The organism is Sodalis ligni, from assembly GCF_016865525.2.
GTDB lineage: Bacteria > Pseudomonadota > Gammaproteobacteria > Enterobacterales > Enterobacteriaceae > Acerihabitans > Acerihabitans ligni.
On the sequence record NZ_CP075169.1, the window covers coordinates 4,688,402 to 4,707,343 of the forward strand.

The window sequence follows — 18,942 nt, forward strand, 5'->3', positions numbered from 1 at the left end:
TAAAACTGCTGGTAAAAGCTTTCCGGATTATATCAGGGGGAACAAAATTGACACCGGAATTAAAACGCCGCTTAAAAGAGGCTACTGAAGAACAGTTAAAAATGCTGGTGGAGGCCACGTACGGTATTAATACTGACGTCGATCAGCGGATAAAGAGCTTTTTACTCGGCAGCGATCCACAAGCGCTAGCGCATCAGCTGCAAGACCGTATCCATTCCATTGCCCGCAGTAAGCGCTATATCGATTATCATGAGGCCGCTGAATTCAGCCGGACGCTGGATATCCTGGTTGAGGATATTGCCCGGTTGATTGAGGCTGCGCCCAAACAGGCATTTGAGTTGATCAACAGTTTTATGTCTATCCACGAACGTATTTACCAACGGGTGGATGATTCCGGCGGCGATATCGGCGGCAGCTATACCCAGGCATTAGAGGTCTGGCTGAAGGCGGCACATTATTGGCGGGAAAGCGGTGACTGTCCGTTGGACTGGACAGCTGAATTGATGGCACGCCATAGCGGCGATAGTTACATCGTTTGGGATGGGTTAATCGCCAAAAGCGGAGCACTGTTAACTAAAGATGAATTGCTGCAATTATCCGGGCGTTTTGAAAATGCATTCAAGCAGGCGCAGGCCGCGCCCTCGAAACGAGGTTTCAACTTTGGGGCGATCAAGGCCGCGCTAGGTATCAAAGCAGTGGCGCAAGCCCTGAGGGATGCCAATATGCTCGCGCGTTCTGTATTAATCAGTTCGCCAAGACCAGATGAATTGCAAAAACAAAGCATTGTCGAGTTTTGTCTGAAAGTAAATGATGGCGAATCCGCGTTGAAGTGGCTACAGGAAACATGGGACACGTGTTTTGAGCCTGAAAGGCTGAGATTACTGGACGCTACCTATACGCTGCTTGGCCGTCATCAGGAACTGCTGGAACTGCGGCGTGAAGCCTACCGACTGTCCCCCGATCATTTGCGCCTTAAGGCATTGCTGAAAATATTGCCGGAAAATGAAAAACCGGCAATTGAAGCACAGGCTATGATAAACGCCTTGAAAATACCTCATCTTCAATTACGTATCGATACGCTGATCGCCTGTCATGGGATAACAGAAGCAAAAGAGCAGCTTCTCACGCATTTTGCGCAATTGAACGTTTTTTACGGCACGTTGCTTGATTGGGCAGAGGTATTCCATCAGGCACAAGAACCTCTGGCCGAGGCGGCGTGTTATCGGTTGCTTATCGAGGACATTCTTGCGTCCGGGCGCAGCAAAACCTATCACCACGCGGAAGATTACTATCGACAGCTGGCCCGGCTGGATACAGATATAGAACAGTATGATCCCCTGCCCTCTTGGCAGGAGTATCAGGTTACACTGCGGCAGCAGCACGGGCGGAAAAGTCTTTTGGCAGCGGCTAAATTAAACAGCCTTACCATTTGATGATTTCGTTAATTGTGATTGTTGATTTCAAAGAACAGAATGGGGAGCTGCAGAAATATGCCGTTATATTCGTTTCAATATCATCGCTTATAAATTTACCTTAACAAGGATCACCACGTCATGGTGAAAGATATATCATTGTTATTATGCTGAGTTATTTATTTTATTTTTTTGGTGGATTTTTCCTCACCTCACTGATAAAGTATCCAGTATAATCCTAGTTATTTAATTCAAACAAATCAGCGCTTACGTATTGATATTAACAACATCCGCAAAGCATCTGATTCTTAATAGGGTTATAAACGAAGTCAGTACTACATTAACGCGACGATAAGGCGTTGAAGCGCCCTACCGCCGCTCACCATCAGCAACTAAGAGAGTAGTTACCATGGCTAAAAAGCATATTAAGTCAGAACCGCGTACATCCCAAGCAAAAGTTGATACCCGTTATTATACTGTTAGCTACGTTCCAAATGGCGGTATGCCCAATGCTGCGCCGGCATTGATGCTAAAAGGCCGTTGGCTGCATCAGTGCGGTTTTACCACCGGCAAGAAGGTGACCGTGACGGTAAAAAACGGGCAGCTGATCATTGATACGGAATTGCTGGTGTAAATAAATAAGCAATGAGGTAATGAGCAGGGTTAATAATTAATGAGCAATGGTGGAATGTGAGTGCCAGAGCATCATCGATAATTAACCCTGCAATGTTCATTCCAACAAAAACAGCGAGATTAAAGCCGCCCGTTTAACGACCGTAGCGTTACCGGCTGTAAAATTCCTTCCCGCAACAGTACCGCTGAAAAAGAATGCGTTTGCTCATATATACCCTAAATAATTCGAGTTGCAGGAAGGCGACGACGCAGCGAATCCCCAGGAGCTTACTCAAGTAAGTGACTGGGGTGAGCGAGGAAAGTCAACGCACCTGCAACTTGAAGTATGACGGGTATAGCACCAGATCATTCATTAACAACCTTATACACGGTACGTCAAAAAATAATTAAGACACACTGATAGCAGGGAATCTCGCGATGGGCATGAATACCTCTTTACCGGGAAGGCTTCGTAACACAACACTACCTCTGAGCCAAAGCCTAATGCCGCTGTTTGAAGCGGTGGTCAATTCCATCCATGCTATCGCTGAAGTCAGCGACGCCCCGGCTTACGGAAAAATTGTTATCGACATCCTCCGTGTGCCGCAAACTTCATTGGCGTTCAGTGGCAGCCAATCCAAACGCGGATCGACGCCTCAAGAGCCGATATTCGGTTTCAAAATTTATGATAACGGCGCCGGGTTTCACGCGCGCAATATGTTGTCCTTCGAAACATTAGACAGTGACTATAAGGTGGGGCGAGGTTGCCGAGGTGTCGGGCGTTTGCTGTGGCTGAAAGCCTTTGAAGCCGTCGAGGTGAACAGTCATTATCGGGACGATACCGGTGTAATGAAGCAGGAACCTTTTCATTTACCGCAGCACAGGGTGTTTTGGGTTTGACGATAACGGATGCGCCACAGGATGCTACCTTGCAAACCTGCGTCCATCTTTCAGGCTTTGAAAAAATACCGTGAAACCTCGCCAAAACGGCCCAAACGATTGCAAACAGCCTTTTGAACATTGTCTCTGGTATTTTGTTCGTGCTGGGGCGCCCCGCTATTACTGTTCGGGATGACGGTGAAAGTATCTTTTGGATGATGTCTATCAGGAATATATACTTTCAGCGTCTAACAAAGAAACGATCTCTATAAAACGACAAAATTTGAGCTGACACATCTCAAGCTAAAAGCCAGCCTAGCCAAACCGCCATTTATCGCCTGGTGTGCCGCAAGCAGAGTTGTAAAGAAGAAAATATAGCAGGTAAATTACCGGGCTTGCATGGCAAAATTAAGGACAAATACGGTGATTTCGTTTACGCATGCTACGTTACCTCTTCTTTCCTTGACATTCATGCCAGACCGGAGCGTGTCGAATTTGACATTCAGGAATTCACAGATGACCTATTCTCTGAAACGGAAATCACTATGTCCGATATTCGCAATGCTGTTATCACTTCTGCTATGCGATACCTGAATGAGTATCTTAAGGTGTCGCAGGCGGCAGGACGGGCCAGAATTGAACGGTTTGTCTCTCAGCGAGCACCACGTTATCGCCCCATACTAAAGCGTATGGATGAAACAAAATTGACCATTCCTCCCGAGATTTCCGACAAGGATCTGGATTTACTGCTCCATAAGCAGCTTGCTGAATTGGAAAACGACATATTATCTGAAGGACAGGAGGTGATGAATTTCGGTAAAAGCGAATCGCCCGATCGGTACAAAGCTCGCCTATCCAGCTATCTAGAAAAGGTGGATGATATCAAAAAATCCCAATCTGGCCGATTATGTTTTCCATCGAAAAGTGGTTCTCAATATTTTGGAAAAAGCGATTCAACGTGGACCCGATGGGAAATACATCAAAGAAGAGCTGGTCCATGAATTAATCATGCCGTTGCGTAAAACGTCGGAAGAGGTTCATCTTGATAGCTGCAACCTCTGGCTCATCGATGAGCGACTGGCTTTTCATGATTTCCTGGCCTCTGACAAAACACTTTGCTCTATGCCGATTACCCAGTGCCTGGAGAACAAAAAACCCGATATTTGTGCGCTGAATGTTTACGATGAGCCCATCCTTTTCTCCGAGGGCCAGCAGGTGCCACTGGCCTCCATCGTGATTATTGAGATCAAACGACCCATGCGCAACGATGCCGCAGCCGGCGACGATAAAGATCCTGTCGAGCAAGCACTCGGTTACCTCGAACGCATACGTGCAGGTGGCGCCCGAACAGCCAAGGGCCGCCCTATTCCTAACTCTGAAGACATTCCCGGTTTTTGTTACTCCATCTGCGACCTGACCCCGTCAGTGATAAGGCGATGCAAGACATTAGGGCTAACCGCAACCAGTGACCACCTGGGTTATTTTGGCTACAACCCCAATTTTAAAGCCTATATAGAGGTGATTTCTTTCGATAGGCTGCTCAATGCTGCGCGGGAACGTAACCGGGCGTTTTTCGATAAGTTAGGACTACCTACAGCTTGATAAAAAAAATTAATTTACTTTTATCTGATGCGCCAACGTAATAATACCATGTCACATATCCATTAGATCGCGCACAAACCAAATATACAGTGGATATAATAAAATGATAATGCCTACACCACGCTCGTCAGTTGAGCGGGAAAGAACTCCTGGTGACACCGGATCAGGTATGAATGCTTGGTATTTTAGTGTTAACAAAGGGGGTGTTCACTCGCTTACACTATTCCAGTTTTTCCCTTTCTTACCCGATTCAGGACAATACAAAAACACTAGGGAATTTTTTCAATATCCCTACCCCATCATCGTCCATGCGATTATAAGAGGAAGCTTAAGTATTATTGATATAAGCTTATTTTATCTCTTGGCCTGTCTATCAGCGTGTTACGATTCATTACCCCTAAAATTTCAAGGCACACTCCCGGATTAGTTCGCCATCGGTTTTGATAATTCCGAACAACCCAGGATATACTTTAACTGCTTGATTTAAGTAATCAACACCATCAGATAACCCCTCTAGCACAGAGAATTTTTGCCGCATTAATAGCTATTATTTTATTCAACCTATCATTTTTGATCCGATTTTTATAGCAATAGAAATACTATTCATTGCACCGTCAAGATTTTTGACTTGTATTGAGCATAAGCTCTTTGATTCCATAAATTAGCGTCTTTTGGGGCGTTTTTGGTAGCTGAAATATAATCATTAGCAGCTTTACGAAATCTTTCTTTTCAATATTTTGAGCGCCATTATTGCTGTAATCAGTTGCCTGATTTCTTGGATTATCGTTGATGTCTTTTGTGGAGGTAGCCCAATGCAATAATTTCTAACTTTTTCATAACCTCAGTTTCGTTTTCAGGGTAGGGAATTGAACCTCTGCATATTGTTCTATTACTTTTAATGACTTAGGGCCCTCTTTTGACATTGTTCAAAAGCGTCCTTATAAAATCCAGCTCAATTTTTTCATAGATGCATCATGTTCTAACTTTTTCAAGAATAGCTCATTATTCTGAAGAGATAAATTTTTTCGGAAACCCGTTGGTCAAAAGTTATTCTTTCATTAGTCTGAGAGAAATTTAGGATAAGAGTAACAATGCTAACAGCCAATACTGCCAAGGGCATTAAAATCTTAGAAAAGAATTCAACAACTCCTGTTTTTCCTTATTATCGGTACTTTCAGGCATTATATTCCCCAGTAGTAGTAATTTTCAGTAATAATCCGGCAAAGTAAAACCCTAACTCAAAATTCGTGAACAATCCCTCATTTTCGAGTTCAGAAGCTTTCAAAGACACAGATCGTTTTATGGTTAATATACTCTTGAGGGAAAAAATTCACCACAAAATATATAGGTCAACAGAACCATCAGAGCGGCACCCAACATCAATGACCTAAAATATTAATTTCGAAAAACAACCTATCCAAGAAAGTCTAAAATGACAGCGGTTAACTCTTTAACTTTACGTTAAGGATTTATAATAAAAATTATTAACTACTCTAGCTTTGTTGACCTTACCCAATAATATTTGCTCTAATCAAAGCAAAAAATGCGGCATTATGAAGACCTCATGTTGCAGGTGACGATACTGGTTAAAAAGTCCCGCTATAAGTTTACTGGCTGAGCAATATACGGCATCTTAGTCGGGTAGGAAGGCCCAGACAACACCACTGAGCACAGAGACTAACGATAACAATGCAAGACTATACCGCTATCGCCTGAGCGCCGCCTCTGACTGAGAGGAAAACGCGAGTCAATAACTCATTGAAGAATCAAAATATCCCTGTTTCCGTTATGGCCTGGAGGGCTAACAATACCCATCGTTTCCATTTGTTCAATAAGTTGGGCTGCGCGGTTATATCCGATACGAAATTGGCGCTGCACGCCAGAAACAGAGGCTGATCGTTTTCAGCAACGAAAAGAACGGCCTGGTCAAACAATGGGTCCAGCTCATTTTCTGGCTCAGATGTGCTATGGCTGGTGCTCGGAATAATCCCTCAATGTAACAGGGTTTTGCTGTGTTTCTCCAGGCATCAGCGGTTTTATTAATTTCCCGAGCATCCGCGTAAGCACCCTGAATACGTGCTGGCGTCGCCGAATCTGCAGAAAGGAACAAAAGATCGCCTGCACCAAAGAGTGACTCAGCACCCTCGTGATCCAAAATTAACCGGGAATCAGATTTAGTTGAAACCTTGAGCGCAATACGGGCCGGGATGTTTGATTTGATCCGACTGGTAATGACATTGGGTAAAGGTGTTCTGGTTGTCAGAATCAGGTGAATACCGACAGCATGTCCTTGCCTGGTGAGTGTGACGATCATCTCTTCGTTTGGCTCATCGCATGCCAAGATATCAGCGTAATCTTCCACCAGAAATACAAGATGCGGTAAAGAGCAGAGAAAAGGTTGTTCCCTACCCGGCTCAGGTATCCAGTAGGGATCTGGAATCGGTCGACCGGAGGACTCTGAATCAGTTATTTGCCGGTTATAGGCGTCCAGGTTTCGCGAACCCAGCGCCTGAAATAACTTGTAACGCCGTTCCATTTCGGCGATAAGCCAGCGAAGTCCTCTCCCGGCATCTTCGGGCGCGGTAATCACCGGTGTGAGCAAATGTGGGATATCATGGTATGGGGCCAACTCAAGCTGATTGGTATCGACCAGGATTAATCGAACATCGTCTGGTGATGATTTGAGCAACAAACTGATAATTATGGCATGCATCAGCAGTGATTTACCCGAATTTGCGGTTCCCACGACCAACAAATGAGGCATGCGATTTAAATCGATCGCAACAGGCTGGCCTGAGCTATCGACTCCAATCATCAGAGTCAACGGTGATGGTGACTCAGCGAAGGCGCTGGAGTTCAAAATGCTTTCAAGAGAGACAATTTGTCTTACGTTATTTGTTATCAGTAACCCAGCAAACGATGTACCTGGAATACTATCCAGCACCTGGATGCCCCTTACCGCGAGAGCGCGAATGAGCTCAGGGATCAGTGCTGTAATTTTCGATATTCGAACCCCAGGTTCCAGTGTCAGACGAAAAAGCGTGAATACGGGACCAGGGGAATAGGTTGATACATTTGCAGCGATGAAATACGCAGCAAGGCAGGACTCAATTGCCTGAGCCATTTGTTCCAACTCCATATCGTTCCAAGATGGCTCAGTATTTGCCCTGAAGTAACGCACCGAAGTCATGTTCAGTTTTCGTCCTTAGAATATTGATGCGGGTACTGTATCACTCGCTTCAATTTTTGCATTTGTTTAGTTTCACAAAGTGTCGTTCCAGAGTACATATCTATTAAGAAAAATTAATAAGTTACGCCATTTTCACACCGTTTGCGGGAGTGCACCGATTTTCGCCACCCTCGCTCCTTCTCCCATTATAACCAACGGAGAAAAAACGATGACAACCAAATACAGTATCCTCGACGATAGATTTGTGGACATGGCTTTTATCACTCAGCTTACCGGTTTGACGAACAAATGATTTTACAAGCTGATTCAGGACGGTGCATTCCCGAAGCCTATCAAGCTGGGTCGAAGCTCACCCTGGTTGTAAAACGAAGTGAAAGCCTGGTTACAGCAGCGTATAACGCATTCCCGACGTTAATACTCTACATAACCCCCGCTAGCCACATTCTTCCCCTTGATCTGAATACACCCCGCTATACCTATCGCGCCAAATTGCCCTTGCCAGGACGTACTCCCCTGCGCGCTATATAGCGTTGAGGACTACCCCACTATGTACGCAAAATCTTTCATTGCTCATGGCACTCAGAAACTGGGGAAGCATATGTTGGTGGAAAAGAATTTTTGGCGACAACTCATCTTATATTAAAGTTATTCCTTCAGACGAAGTACCCACGAAAAATAATCCGCTAAGTGAACCTCCCGTTTCTTTGCTTGATGCTCTAAAATATTCATGGTCGGGGTAACTGTAGGTATCATCGAGTCAGCCAATGCAGGTAATAGGTCCATGTTGGTCCATCCTTCCCATTTGACTTCTCAACATCAAGAATTTTATGGCTGGGTAAGGAATATTTTTGACGAATGGAAACGCTGTCTAAATTTACCCGACGATGATTTTGACAAATTAGAATTATTAGAAGAGTTTCAAATATCATATGAAGATTTAAAAAACCATCGACACCGAAATACCTAGATTTAGCGAGCTAGCAAAATCCTTTAGCATAGCGTTTATAAATACGCAGGTACTTGAAGTTAATGCACGCCGTGGCGGGAAAACACCTGAAATTGATTGGCAACAAAATTATGGATGGATTATTGTTGGTGGGGTCGCTGTTGATCGTGGCTTTACTGTTGAAGGATTAACGGTAACTTATATGCCTAGAGATGTGGGTGTTGGTAATGCGGATACAATCCAACAAAGAGCAAGATTCTTCGGTTATAAAAAACTATTTAGGTTATTGTAGAGTTTATCTCGAACAAGGAACTTTAAACGCATTTCAAAGCTATGTAACTCATGAAGAAGATATAAGAGGACAATTGATACATATCCAAAAGAGAAGCTTCCGCTGAACTATTGGAAGCGGGCATTTTAATGGATAATAACCTTAAGCCATGTCGAAATAGCGTTCTCGAATTTGATTATATGCATGAAACTTTCTCCGATAAATGGATTTCTCAGCGTGTTGTATTGGCTTCCAATGAAGTTATTGAATATAATAGAAATATCATAAACGAATTTGTTAAAAATTTAGATTTTTCAGAAAATATAGGCCACGTTCAGAGAACTGAAATACAAAAGCATGAAGTTTGTAATAATGTATCTCTTCGCGATATAATGGAAAAAGTTTTAATTAATATTAGAATAACAGGTAATACAGATTCTCAAAGGAATACCGCTCTATTGCTTAATATTAAAAATGTTTAGAATCTAACAATGATGAAGTATGTAATATTTATAAAATGAGCCCTAAAGAGAAAAGAGAACGTAGTGTCAATAATAACGGCGAAATTGCCAATCTGTTTCAAGGTGAATATCCTGTAAATGGTATTCGCGGTGAGATATATCCAGGAGACAGAAATATTGGAAAGGGCGAAAATATCACAATTCAAATACGTTCGATAAATATTCTGCTTGAAGGCAGTGTTATAGCCAAAGATGTAACTATTCTTGCTATATGGATGCCAAGTAGATTAGCAAAACAATTATAGTGCAGGAAGAGCAGTTTTAATTATTGATAGGGGAAGATTCCCCTTTTCATCTAATTGAACTAAATCTCTAAATAGCCTTGCAAAATAGTAGATCACTCGAAGGGAACTCAGTCCGATTTATGCGATCTGATCAATCGCCAAAATCACAAATCACCCACCGGACTGAGCGATGCCGATCATAGCATTTATACCTGATGAAGAACGATATCTGATGAGAAAAGAGGCCCAGCACACTCGTGATAAAAATCGCGCTCGCCGATTGATGGCGATGCTCATGTTGCACCAGGGAATGACCGTTACCGAGGTCGCCAAAATACTGTGTGCGGCTCGTTCTTCCGTAGGACGTTGGATTAATTTATTTACTTTATATGGAGTGAGTGGGTTAAAAAGTCTCAAGCCCGGTCGTGAGCCGCAGTGGCCTGTTGCTGATATATTGCCCATTCTGCCGCTTCTTGTACAACTTTCACCGCAAGATTTTGGTTGGCTGCGTTCTCGCTGGAGTACCGAACTTTTGGCCCGGGTTGTTAATCGGCTTTTCAACATCACGCTTCATCCCGCCACGTTATACCGCTACCTCAGACAGGCGGACCTTGTCTGGCGCAGAGCCGCGCCGACGCTGAAAATAAATGACCCCACTATGAGGAAAAACAAGCGGCTATCGAACAAGCCCTCGCACAAAACTCCATTGATAATCCGGTGTTTTATCAAGATGAAGTGGATATCGATTTAAACCCGAAAATCGGCTCGGACTGGTGTTTGAAAGGAAGGCAAAAGCGCATCGTCACGCCGGGGATGAACCAGAAGCATTACCTGGAGGGCGCGCTGCATGCCGGGACGGGACAAGTCCATTATGCCAGCGGCAGCAGTAAGAATTCAGACTTGTTTATCAATCTATTAAAGGTATTGAAAAGGACCTACCGGCGGGCCAAGACGATAACGTTAATCGTTGATAACTATGTCATTCATAAAAGCCGGAAGGTAAAAAGGGCTGGCAAACAACAAAAATTCAGGTTGATTTTTGCCTACCTATTCTCCGTGGTTGAACCTGATAGAGCGGCTCTGGTTATCATTGCATGAAACGGTAACGCGTAATAATCAATGCCGATATATGTGGCAATTGCTGAACCGGGTTGCTCAGTTTATGGAAGCCGCATCACCGTTTCCGGGTAACCAGCACGGACTGGCGAAAGTGGAGCGATAATATGCAAAGCTATTTAGTACTTTCCGATGGGGTAACATTTATTCTGACACTAGGGGATATCGCGGCGGGTTACTGGCAGCTGAGCCAGCTGTTGGTGGACTTCAGTACCGGGCATGCGGATGGCAGTAACCAGAAACAACTGTTCTAGCTGTCAAAACGACCTTACTGATCTTGGATGACAGGGGACTGGACAAGTTATCGGCGTGCCAATCATCGGATCTGCTGGAAGTGATGGAAGATCGCTATGGCAATGGCAGCACGGCGATCGTCAGCCAATTGCCAGTGAGCGAATGGTACAAAATGATCAGCAATTCTACGGTAGCCGACGCCCTGATGGACTGGCTAATGTACAGTGGGCATCTGATAGAACTTAAGGGGAATTGATGCAAAAGTGACGCAAACCAATCATATAGAGTAAACAAAGAAGAGAAAAAGCGCGGTCGAAATTACCGTAATACGCAATCAGATTAGTCATTCATATCACATTGCGCGATTTTTGGGTACACATGAGTAGTTTTATATGATTTAATAAATACACTAAAATTGAACGAAGTGTATATAAAATAACCAATTTTTCACTTGGCTTGATTATACCCTAGGTGTACTGTGTATGCATACAGTACTACTTATGAGGTTTTATCATGAATAAATTTGCTAGGATCCTTTTAACAGCAAGTTCAATTGCTCCGGTATGTGTGACTTTAATGTTTATCGGTTATGTTAAACATGCTCACTGGCTCATTTACTCATCTTTAATTGTCTGTTTGTTTAGTTGGTTCTCATGCGTGTTTTTCATTCATTTTGCCAAAAAACATAATAGTATTAAATAAAAATATTGACTCAATTTCACCTGCAAATAAAGAAGTTACTAATTACTTTCTTAGCTATTTATTCCCTCTTTTAGGTACTGATGCCATTTCCTCAGACTGGAAATATGCTCTTTTCTTTTATGCCTCACTTCTATTTTACATTAGTTTTTCGGAAAATTATAGTTTCAACCCTCTCTTGTCAATCTTAGGATTTAAATTTTATGAAGCAGAAGATAATACAGGCGTTGGATTTGTTCTTATCTCAAAAGAGATAATTTTGATGTCAAAGGTAAAGATTTCGCTGTAATTCAGTTAACCGACTACACGTATTTGCATGTTAAAGGTGATAATATGCCGCTTTTCGCCATTATGGATAATACAGCATCCAATCGGATTTTAAGAATTGATACAGATAAACAAACAGATGTAAAAATTATAAAAATTTTTCAAGATCAATATTCTCTTTTGAATCTCATCATAATACAATTTTACCGTTTTATGCTGGATACACCCTACATATAGTGAGTGTTTTTGATTGATCCTTTTCCTGATGCCGCCCTTTTAGAAGATGCCTTAAAACGGAGCACTGCAATTCCCGTTTGGGTACCAAATAAGGATCCGATCGATAAAATCAAAGGATTATTTGTTGGAGTTCAATATCCAAGTAACACATCTAATATAGCCATACAGGTATTCACTAAAGCTCAAATTCTAGATTTTTCTAAATCTTTATGGATGAGCAACAATGTTTTACAATGGCGTCATCAATTGGATTTAATATAAGTGATAAGCTTGTTGCTACAATTCAATCAAAAAATAAAATTCAAAAGTTTCTTAAGGTTAAGAGGGATATTTGATATGGACCCTTATTTCAAAGAAGCGACAGATCAAGATTTAGATATTTTTATCAACAGTAAAAGCTTTGATGTACCCTCAGGATTTGAGCTCATTCCAATAGCAGATACTGTAATACGCACTAAAATTGCTCTAATTAGCAAGTCAGGAATACTTGACAACCATACCATAAAAGAATTAAAATTGCTGCTAAAAAGTAAATTTCAATTTAAAACCATCATTGATGGTGGAATTGAAAAATAGCTCTACCTGATACTAAGAAAGAAATTAAAACACTTTTGACCTTTCTAGATGAAGATATTTTCGTAGCGGAAATTAGTAAGAAAAGATTTCGGTCCAACTCCAAAGACCAATTTAAAATTGTCTCACCTTACTAAATTAGCAAGGTGAGCTATTTTATACATCCATTTCAATTTCTGCGTTTAGAGCGGATAAATAGCCGAAAATAAATCCTTCTGAAGATTGTAATTTCTTACGTATAGTTCCTTCATAACACCACCATTTTCTTGCTATAGATATCAATAGTATAGCATAGACGCAGTGCATAATAAGGAATTCATAATCACTAGGACTATAAGTTGTAATACATCCAACACAACCTTCTACAATAAGACCATCTTCGTCACAGCACTGATTTTGGCTTCGATGAAAGGGAATAAGACCTTTGAATCCAGCAGCAATATGCGGCCAGGCTGTCTAAATATTATTGCTCCCGGCGCATGATCCTCATCGTTCTACGATAGTTCGATTATCCCGCATCGCTTTCACAGGCTGGCACGCCGGCCTAAAGCGAGCAGGGATCGAAAATTTCCGATTCAATGACTTGCGACACACTTATGCCAGTTGGCTGATTCAATCCGGGATCCCCTTATCATTGTTGCAGGAAATGGCGGATGTGAGTCAATTGAATCGGTGCGCCGTTAAACGCACCTTGCCCCTAACCATCTGACTGAGCACGCAAAACAGATAGATTTGATTATGGGGAATTACGGCACGAATTCGACACGCGAGCTTAAGAAGGTTGTGGGTGCTGGTGATAAGTGATTGATTTCACTGGTGCCGATAATAGGAGTCGAACCTACGACCTTCGCATTACGAATGCGCTGCTCTACCAACTGAGCTATATCGGCATGATAAGGCTGTCATGCGGGGGCAAATCACGGGGGGACACGTTATGCAAAAGCGCTTGAAGAGTCAATAGGCGCGCGTCCGTATGCTGATAAAAAGAGCAGATTGCTAATAAAAATCAACCAATCAACATCCGCTATCATTAACCAGACAACTTTTTGTTCTTCTTTTTACAGCCAAGAGGTGGTTAATGAAGTTACAAGGCGTACACCATACCGCGCTGGCGGTGGCTGATATGGCAACGATGACGGCGTTTTACCGCGATACCCTCGGTATGCAGGGTCATCCCACCAAACACAACTGGCTGGGCACCGGCCACGGCTTTTCCCTGCATCTGATGCCCACCGCCAAGCCGCTGGCACCCAGAGATTCCTCCCGTCATATCGCCTTTCAGGTGGAGAATCTCAACGATTGTTGCCGCCATCTGCTGGAGAAAGGCCTGCGACCTTATCAAATGTCCCTTTCCATGGAGGTGTTCTGGCTGACGGATAGCGAAGGTCCGCTGGACCAGGGCATCGGTACGATTTTCCTGGAAGATCCGGAAGGCAATACATTAGAGTTTGTGGAACGGCATCGAGGACTTTTTGCTGAGTATGATGACGGGCTGGATTGATCTGGCAAATCACGTTTCAGACTTGAATACTGCTAGGGAAAAATAAGCATGGCCGCCAAAATGCGGCGGCCATGAAGTAAATTAAGATTATGCAGAGCAAAGAGTCCATCAAAACAAGGGGTCCTAGTAGTCACAGAAGCCCAGACCATCACCCCCGCACCAGATTATCCCCGTACCCAATCCACTTATAGGTAGTGAGCGCTTCCAAACCCATGGGCCCTCGGGCATGCAACTTCTGGGTGCTGACCGCCACTTCTGCCCCCAGGCCGAACTGGCCGCCGTCGGTGAAGCGGGTGCTGGCGTTGACATACACCGCCGAGGAGTCCACTTCCCGCACAAAGCGTTCCGCCGCGCTGAGGGATTGGGTGAGGATGGCGTCGGAGTGCTGGGTGCCGTAAATGCGGATATGTTCCACCGCCTGGTCGAAGCCGGTGACCACCCGGACGTTCAGGTCAAGGGAAAGCCATTCGTCGTGGTAATTCGCTTCTTCCACCGCCACGCAGGTGGCGGGGCCGTCCGCCAGATAGGGCATGGCCCGTTCATCGGCGTGCAGCCGTACGCCCACAGAATGCATATGGCGGCTCAGGGCGGCCAGGAACTCCGGAGCAATGCCTTGGTGTACCAAGAGGGTTTCAAGGGAATTACAGGCGCTGGGACGCTGTATTTTGGCGTTCTCGATGACCTTCAGCGCCTGGGTGAAGTCGATGGTCTCGTCGGCATAGATATGGCAGACGCCGATGCCGCCGGTAATCACCGGGATGGTGGACTGTTCGCGGCAGAGTTTATGCAGCGCCGCGCCGCCGCGGGGGATCAGCATGTCCACATACTGGTCCAGGCGCAGCAGTTCGGCCACCAGGGCGCGATCGGGGTTGTCGATGGCCTGTACCGCTTCTTTCGGCAGGTTGCAGGCGGCAAGGGCATCCTGGATGACGCTGACGGTGGCGGTATTGGTGCGGTGAGTCTCTTTGCCGCCGCGCAGGATAACCGCGTTGCCGGTTTTCAGGCACAGGGACGCTACGTCCACCGTGACGTTGGGGCGCGCTTCGTAGATAACCCCCACTACCCCCAGCGGCACCCGGCGGCGTTCGAGCTTCAGGCCGTTATCCAGCAAACGCCCGTCAATCACCTGCCCCACCGGATCGGTAAGCAGAGCGACCTGGCGTACGTCTTGGGCAATGGCCGACAGCCGGGCGGGGGTGAGCAGCAAACGATCCAGCAGCGCTTCGCTCAGGCCGTTTTGCCGAGCATCGGCCATGTCCAGGGCATTGGCACGGAGGATAGTCTCGCTTTGCGCGTCCAGCCGGTCGGCGATGGCCAGCAATGCCCGGTTCTTTTCAGCGCTGCTGAGCACTGAAATTTGCCAGGAGGCCTGTTTGGCGGCCCTACCCATTTGCTCGAGCATGAAAACTCCTTAATAAATAATCATATCGTCGCGATGGATCACCACCGGGCCGTATTCGTAGCCGAGGATGTCGCTTATCTGCTGGGAGTGATGGCCGGCAATCATGCGCAGGGCGTCGCTGTTGTAGCGGCTGACGCCGTGGGCGATGTCCTTGCCGTTCAGCCCGCGGATGCGCACCACCACGCCACGGGAGAAATCCCCCGCCACCGCTTTGATGCCTTTGGGCAGCAGCGAGCTGCCCCGCTCCAGTATGGCGGTGAGCGCGCCGTCGTCGACGGTAATGTCCCCCGCCGGCGGCGGCCCGAACAGCCAGCGTTTGCGGGACTCCAGCGGCATCTCCTGGGCATGGAAGCGGGTGCCCACCGGCAGGTCCGCCATCATGTCGCCGATAACGCCGGGCCGGTTGCCGGCGGCGATCACTACGTCCACTCCGGCCCGGCTGGCCACTTCGGCCGCCTGTATTTTGGTGGCCATGCCGCCGGTGCCAAGGCCGGATACGCTGTCGCCGGCCACGCCGCGCAGGGCGTCGTTGATGACTTTGACTTCGGCAATCAGCTCCGCGTCTGGATGGTTGCGGGGATCGGCGGTATACAGGCCTGCGATGTCGGTGAGCAGCAGCAGCTTGTTGGCATCCGCCAATATCGCCACCAGGGCCGAAAGGTTGTCGTTGTCCCCCACCTTGATTTCAGCGGTGGCCACCGCGTCGTTTTCATTGATAACCGGGACGATGCGGTTGTCCAGCAGCGCGCGCAGGGTGTCGCGGGCGTTGAGGAAACGTTCGCGGTCTTCCATATCGGCGCGGGTGAGCAGCATCTGTCCGATATGGATGCCGTAAATGGAAAATAATTGTTCCCATAGCTGAATCAGGCTGCTTTGGCCGACGGCGGCCAGTAATTGCTTGGAGGCGATGGTGGCCGGCAGTTCCGGGTAGCCCAGATGTTCACGACCGGCGGCGATGGCCCCCGAGGTGACAATCACGATGCGGTGCCCGGCGCCGTGCAGCTGGGCGCACTGGCGCACCAGCTCGACGATATGGGCGCGGTTGAGCCGGCGCGATCCGCCGGTGAGTACGCTGGTGCCCAGTTTCACAACCAAGGTCTGGCTGCCATCCATAATTTTTATACCGTTATAAATTTTGAAATGCCTTGCCTGTCTTTTTTAAAAAAAAGAAAAAGCGCTATGCCGGTCAGCATAACGCGATTTGCGATAAAAAGCAGGCCCGGCGTGCTGTCAGGAAGACAGGCTGAAGGGATGGTCTTTAAAGGAATCCGCCGGTTCCAGCGTCATGTCCAATGAGACGATGTAGGCGCGCAGGCGGGTGTGAAACTGCCGCAGCGAGCTTTCCAATTTCTCCAACACTTCCTGCTCTTTGATTTTTTTCTCGCTCCAGTGGCCCTCTTTGTCGAACAGGCCCAAATGGTAGGTGTAGGTGTAGCGTTTTTCTTTGGCGTTCAGATCTATCCACCAGCCATAGAACTCCCGCTTTTCAGGCGACGGCTGCATGTTGATGCATACCGCCAGGCAATCAAAGAAAAAATGATCGTCGCTGCATTGCCCTTCCCGAATGTAGGGACCGAGCGCGGTGAATCCTTTCATTAATCTGCTTTTGGGATGTCCACTGACTAAAGCCATGCTTTCTAACCTCTAATACCGCGAAAAAAATAACCGTCTTCTCTATTTAGCAAACTAATAGAATTAATCAACTTAGAATTTTCAGTTTTTTTTCAGCCAATCGCGAATATTCAGCAAAGCATGATGAAAATTTTGATAGACCGGCGCCGATTTCACCGTTAAAAGCGTGCCGGATGACGAGGAGGAAACAATTAATGTCGCCTCTTCCTTCGGGCTGAAGGGATCGTTTTCCCAATAGCCCGCCAGCATGGGAGTCGGGCATCTGCGGCCCAGCAATCCCTGGGTTTTCAGGGAATAGCGGCTGAGCTCGACTTTCAGCGCCGAGTCCGAGACGTTGGCCATGCCGATGCGGCTGGCCAGGACATCCATATACATGCCCGGCACGCGGTCTTGCCGGGCGGGGTCGGTGAGCAGCGCGTGCACCACCGGGCCAAGACAGGCCACTCCGCTCAGGCGCTGGGATTCCAGGTAGGCCAGGCGCACGGCAATATTGGCGCCGAACCGGAAGCCGAAGGCGGTAACGCGCCGCGAGTCTATCCAGGGGATGTTCGCCATGGATTTCAGCACCTGTTGATGGAGAAAGCTGGAATCCTGGCTCAGTTTCCACTTGGAGGAAAAACCGATGGAGGGCATGTCGATGGTGAGCATCGCCATGCCCGCCGGGGCGAAGTAGTCGTGAAACAGGCGATAGGTGTCGTTTTGCAGCATATCCAGCCCGCCGCACACCAGCACTGTGGGAAAAGGGCCTTTGCCTTCGGACGGCAGGTGTAAGAAGCCGGTCAGGGTGCCGCCGCCGATGGGGAAGGTCAGGGCCTTGAGCTGATAGCTGAGCCGGCTCGCCGCTTCTTCCCAGGCGCGGTTGGCGAGGGTTTCCGCCTGCTCCGCCAGTTGATCCCCAGGCAGATGGGGATAGGCGGCGATGCTGTAGAAATTGGCCGCCTTGAGCCATTGCTCGCCGGACACCTCCGGCTGCGGTTCATCCATGGCCTTCTGCTGCCATGTCATGCCTTGGTGTGACCACTCATAAATCCAGTTGCCGGGGCGATAGCCGATGACGGTATCCAGCAGGCGGTCATCGGTGCGTTCGGCCTTGCTGGCGGCGATACGGGCCAGCGTCTCCTCGATTTCCCAGGCATCCAGGCCGCGCCAAATCCACAACAGGCGGTTGATCATGCGATACCAGTTGCCGGGATTGGCTCCGTCCAGAGGGGCGAGCATCGGCTTTTGGCCGGAGGGGTGGCGGGCGCGCGTCACCAGCGTGGAGGTTTCGGGAAGTTTAAAGGAAGGTTTAAACAGTATCTCGCTCAGATTCCTACTGCTCATTGAGCTGTATTCTCCATTACGCCAAGCCGTTAAGCCATAACAATAAGCCCTGACGCTAAGCCATGCCCATCATGCAGCTAAGCCATGCCGATACGCCAGGTTATTGAATTCTGTCCCGCGCTGACGGGAGGATGCCTGCCAGATTACTCATTTAGCGTCCAAAAAACAAACGCCCGTCATGAGCGGGCGTGAGGATACGGCATATTGGCGGTTTGCCGCACCGGGGGGTGGCGGACAAGCCGGCAGCGGCCCGAGGAAAGGAAAAGCGATAAATCGCCATGGGACGCATTAAGCCGCAATA

General features: G+C 46.9%; 20 protein-coding genes, 1 tRNA gene and 3 pseudogenes. 16 read left to right on the forward strand and 8 right to left on the reverse strand.

Annotation, left to right across the window (positions count from 1 at the left end; all coding sequences use genetic code 11):
* Positions 1 to 47: 47 nt before the first annotated feature.
* The 5 genes from GTU79_RS21945 to GTU79_RS21965 all read left to right on the forward strand — a co-directional run bounded on the left by GTU79_RS21945 (position 48) and on the right by GTU79_RS21965 (position 4,505).
* Positions 48 to 1,433 (forward strand): DUF6880 family protein, encoded by a 1,386-nt coding sequence (locus GTU79_RS21945; RefSeq protein ID WP_214513366.1) that lies wholly within the window; start codon positions 48 to 50, stop codon positions 1,431 to 1,433.
* A gap of 388 nt (positions 1,434 to 1,821) precedes the next feature.
* Positions 1,822 to 2,046 carry a SymE family type I addiction module toxin gene (locus tag GTU79_RS21950; protein ID WP_203524759.1) on the forward strand — a complete coding sequence of 75 codons (225 nt, stop codon included), beginning with the start codon at positions 1,822 to 1,824 and terminating at the stop codon, positions 2,044 to 2,046.
* 416 nt (positions 2,047 to 2,462) lie between these two features.
* The gene (locus GTU79_RS21955) at positions 2,463 to 2,924 is read left to right on the forward strand and encodes a hypothetical protein (RefSeq protein WP_214513367.1); all 462 of its coding nucleotides are present in this window, start codon (positions 2,463 to 2,465) and stop codon (positions 2,922 to 2,924) included.
* Between the two features lie 524 nt (positions 2,925 to 3,448).
* Positions 3,449 to 3,904, forward strand: a complete 456-nt coding sequence (locus tag GTU79_RS21960) for a hypothetical protein (RefSeq protein WP_214513368.1) — start codon at positions 3,449 to 3,451, stop codon at positions 3,902 to 3,904.
* A complete protein-coding gene (locus GTU79_RS21965) occupies positions 3,843 to 4,505 on the forward strand; it encodes a hypothetical protein (protein ID WP_214513369.1) in 663 nt (220 codons plus the stop codon). The genes GTU79_RS21960 and GTU79_RS21965 overlap by 62 nt, the downstream gene beginning before the upstream one ends.
* A 1,755-nt stretch (positions 4,506 to 6,260) precedes the next feature.
* Here GTU79_RS21965 and GTU79_RS31570 read toward each other — a convergent pair.
* Both GTU79_RS31570 and GTU79_RS21975 read right to left on the reverse strand, forming a co-directional pair.
* Positions 6,261 to 6,383, reverse strand: a complete 123-nt coding sequence (locus GTU79_RS31570; RefSeq protein WP_214513370.1) for a DNA translocase FtsK — start codon at positions 6,381 to 6,383, stop codon at positions 6,261 to 6,263.
* Positions 6,355 to 7,695, reverse strand: a complete 1,341-nt coding sequence (locus GTU79_RS21975; RefSeq protein ID WP_214513371.1) for a DNA translocase FtsK — start codon at positions 7,693 to 7,695, stop codon at positions 6,355 to 6,357. The genes GTU79_RS31570 and GTU79_RS21975 overlap by 29 nt, the downstream gene beginning before the upstream one ends.
* 208 nt (positions 7,696 to 7,903) lie before the next feature.
* On the opposite strand from GTU79_RS21975, the pseudogene GTU79_RS21980 reads away from it, so the two are divergent.
* From GTU79_RS21980 to GTU79_RS30735, 9 genes and pseudogenes are all read left to right on the forward strand, one after another.
* A pseudogene (locus tag GTU79_RS21980) lies at positions 7,904 to 8,059 on the forward strand (helix-turn-helix transcriptional regulator).
* A gap of 595 nt (positions 8,060 to 8,654) precedes the next feature.
* Positions 8,655 to 8,933 carry a Z1 domain-containing protein gene (locus GTU79_RS31575; protein ID WP_420854200.1) on the forward strand — a complete coding sequence of 93 codons (279 nt, stop codon included), beginning with the start codon at positions 8,655 to 8,657 and terminating at the stop codon, positions 8,931 to 8,933.
* Between the two features lie 128 nt (positions 8,934 to 9,061).
* On the forward strand, positions 9,062 to 9,394 hold the full coding sequence (locus GTU79_RS21995) for a hypothetical protein (protein WP_214513373.1): 333 nt from the start codon (positions 9,062 to 9,064) through the stop codon (positions 9,392 to 9,394).
* 35 nt (positions 9,395 to 9,429) lie between these two features.
* Entirely contained in the window at positions 9,430 to 9,678 is a 249-nt protein-coding gene (locus tag GTU79_RS22000) for a hypothetical protein (protein WP_214513374.1), read from the forward strand.
* Positions 9,679 to 9,847: 169 nt separating this feature from the next.
* Positions 9,848 to 10,879: pseudogene (locus GTU79_RS22005) on the forward strand (IS630 family transposase).
* 1 nt (position 10,880) lies between these two features.
* On the forward strand, positions 10,881 to 11,027 hold the full coding sequence (locus tag GTU79_RS22010) for a hypothetical protein (RefSeq protein WP_214513375.1): 147 nt from the start codon (positions 10,881 to 10,883) through the stop codon (positions 11,025 to 11,027).
* 23 nt (positions 11,028 to 11,050) lie between these two features.
* Positions 11,051 to 11,263 (forward strand): ATP-binding protein, encoded by a 213-nt coding sequence (locus GTU79_RS22015; RefSeq protein WP_214513376.1) that lies wholly within the window; start codon positions 11,051 to 11,053, stop codon positions 11,261 to 11,263.
* Between the two features lie 956 nt (positions 11,264 to 12,219).
* Positions 12,220 to 12,471, forward strand: coding sequence for a hypothetical protein (locus GTU79_RS30730; protein ID WP_253073395.1), 252 nt, complete (start codon positions 12,220 to 12,222; stop codon positions 12,469 to 12,471).
* A gap of 75 nt (positions 12,472 to 12,546) precedes the next feature.
* A complete protein-coding gene (locus GTU79_RS30735) occupies positions 12,547 to 12,786 on the forward strand; it encodes a hypothetical protein (RefSeq protein ID WP_253073396.1) in 240 nt (79 codons plus the stop codon).
* Positions 12,787 to 12,939: 153 nt separating this feature from the next.
* Here the strand turns inward: GTU79_RS30735 and GTU79_RS31580 are convergent, their stop codons facing one another.
* Positions 12,940 to 13,224, reverse strand: coding sequence for an antiterminator Q family protein (locus GTU79_RS31580; protein WP_214514179.1), 285 nt, complete (start codon positions 13,222 to 13,224; stop codon positions 12,940 to 12,942).
* A 91-nt stretch (positions 13,225 to 13,315) separates the two neighbouring features.
* Here GTU79_RS31580 and GTU79_RS31585 point away from each other — a divergent pair.
* A pseudogene (locus GTU79_RS31585) lies at positions 13,316 to 13,587 on the forward strand (tyrosine-type recombinase/integrase); the annotation flags it as partial.
* A gap of 10 nt (positions 13,588 to 13,597) precedes the next feature.
* Here GTU79_RS31585 and GTU79_RS22035 read toward each other — a convergent pair.
* Positions 13,598 to 13,673 (reverse strand) — tRNA-Thr (locus GTU79_RS22035).
* A 188-nt stretch (positions 13,674 to 13,861) separates the two neighbouring features.
* Between GTU79_RS22035 and GTU79_RS22040 the strand changes: the two genes are divergently transcribed.
* Positions 13,862 to 14,284, forward strand: coding sequence for a VOC family protein (locus GTU79_RS22040; RefSeq protein ID WP_203524780.1), 423 nt, complete (start codon positions 13,862 to 13,864; stop codon positions 14,282 to 14,284).
* A 148-nt stretch (positions 14,285 to 14,432) separates the two neighbouring features.
* Here GTU79_RS22040 and proA read toward each other — a convergent pair whose 3' ends face one another.
* The 4 genes from proA to frsA form a co-directional block, all read right to left on the reverse strand.
* Positions 14,433 to 15,686: a glutamate-5-semialdehyde dehydrogenase gene (gene proA / locus GTU79_RS22045; protein WP_203524781.1), complete on the reverse strand. Its 1,254-nt coding sequence runs from the start codon at positions 15,684 to 15,686 to the stop codon at positions 14,433 to 14,435.
* A 9-nt stretch (positions 15,687 to 15,695) separates the two neighbouring features.
* The gene (gene proB / locus GTU79_RS22050; protein ID WP_203524782.1) at positions 15,696 to 16,799 is read right to left on the reverse strand and encodes a glutamate 5-kinase; all 1,104 of its coding nucleotides are present in this window, start codon (positions 16,797 to 16,799) and stop codon (positions 15,696 to 15,698) included.
* Between the two features lie 117 nt (positions 16,800 to 16,916).
* Positions 16,917 to 17,318 carry a sigma factor-binding protein Crl gene (crl, locus tag GTU79_RS22055; protein ID WP_214513377.1) on the reverse strand — a complete coding sequence of 134 codons (402 nt, stop codon included), beginning with the start codon at positions 17,316 to 17,318 and terminating at the stop codon, positions 16,917 to 16,919.
* A gap of 81 nt (positions 17,319 to 17,399) precedes the next feature.
* On the reverse strand, positions 17,400 to 18,641 hold the full coding sequence (gene frsA / locus GTU79_RS22060; RefSeq protein WP_203524784.1) for an esterase FrsA: 1,242 nt from the start codon (positions 18,639 to 18,641) through the stop codon (positions 17,400 to 17,402).
* Between the last annotated feature and the right edge of the window lie 301 nt (positions 18,642 to 18,942).

Excerpts from the sequence above, each read along its gene's own strand:
- GTU79_RS21950 (WP_203524759.1), top strand. The coding sequence starts at position 1,822 with ATGGCTAAAAAGCATATTAAGTCAGAACCGCGTACATCCCAAGCAAAA.
- GTU79_RS21955 (WP_214513367.1), top strand. The coding sequence starts at position 2,463 with ATGGGCATGAATACCTCTTTACCGGGAAGGCTTCGTAACACAACACTA.
- GTU79_RS21960 (WP_214513368.1), top strand. The coding sequence starts at position 3,449 with ATGTCCGATATTCGCAATGCTGTTATCACTTCTGCTATGCGATACCTG.
- GTU79_RS21975 (WP_214513371.1), bottom strand. The coding sequence starts at position 7,695 with ATGACTTCGGTGCGTTACTTCAGGGCAAATACTGAGCCATCTTGGAAC.
- GTU79_RS21995 (WP_214513373.1), top strand. The coding sequence starts at position 9,062 with ATGGATAATAACCTTAAGCCATGTCGAAATAGCGTTCTCGAATTTGAT.
- GTU79_RS22000 (WP_214513374.1), top strand. The coding sequence starts at position 9,430 with ATGAGCCCTAAAGAGAAAAGAGAACGTAGTGTCAATAATAACGGCGAA.
- GTU79_RS22010 (WP_214513375.1), top strand. The coding sequence starts at position 10,881 with ATGCAAAGCTATTTAGTACTTTCCGATGGGGTAACATTTATTCTGACA.
- GTU79_RS30735 (WP_253073396.1), top strand. The coding sequence starts at position 12,547 with ATGGACCCTTATTTCAAAGAAGCGACAGATCAAGATTTAGATATTTTT.
- GTU79_RS22040 (WP_203524780.1), top strand. The coding sequence starts at position 13,862 with ATGAAGTTACAAGGCGTACACCATACCGCGCTGGCGGTGGCTGATATG.
- proA (WP_203524781.1), bottom strand. The coding sequence starts at position 15,686 with ATGCTCGAGCAAATGGGTAGGGCCGCCAAACAGGCCTCCTGGCAAATT.
- proB (WP_203524782.1), bottom strand. The coding sequence starts at position 16,799 with ATGGATGGCAGCCAGACCTTGGTTGTGAAACTGGGCACCAGCGTACTC.
- crl (WP_214513377.1), bottom strand. The coding sequence starts at position 17,318 with ATGGCTTTAGTCAGTGGACATCCCAAAAGCAGATTAATGAAAGGATTC.
- frsA (WP_203524784.1), bottom strand. The coding sequence starts at position 18,641 with ATGAGCAGTAGGAATCTGAGCGAGATACTGTTTAAACCTTCCTTTAAA.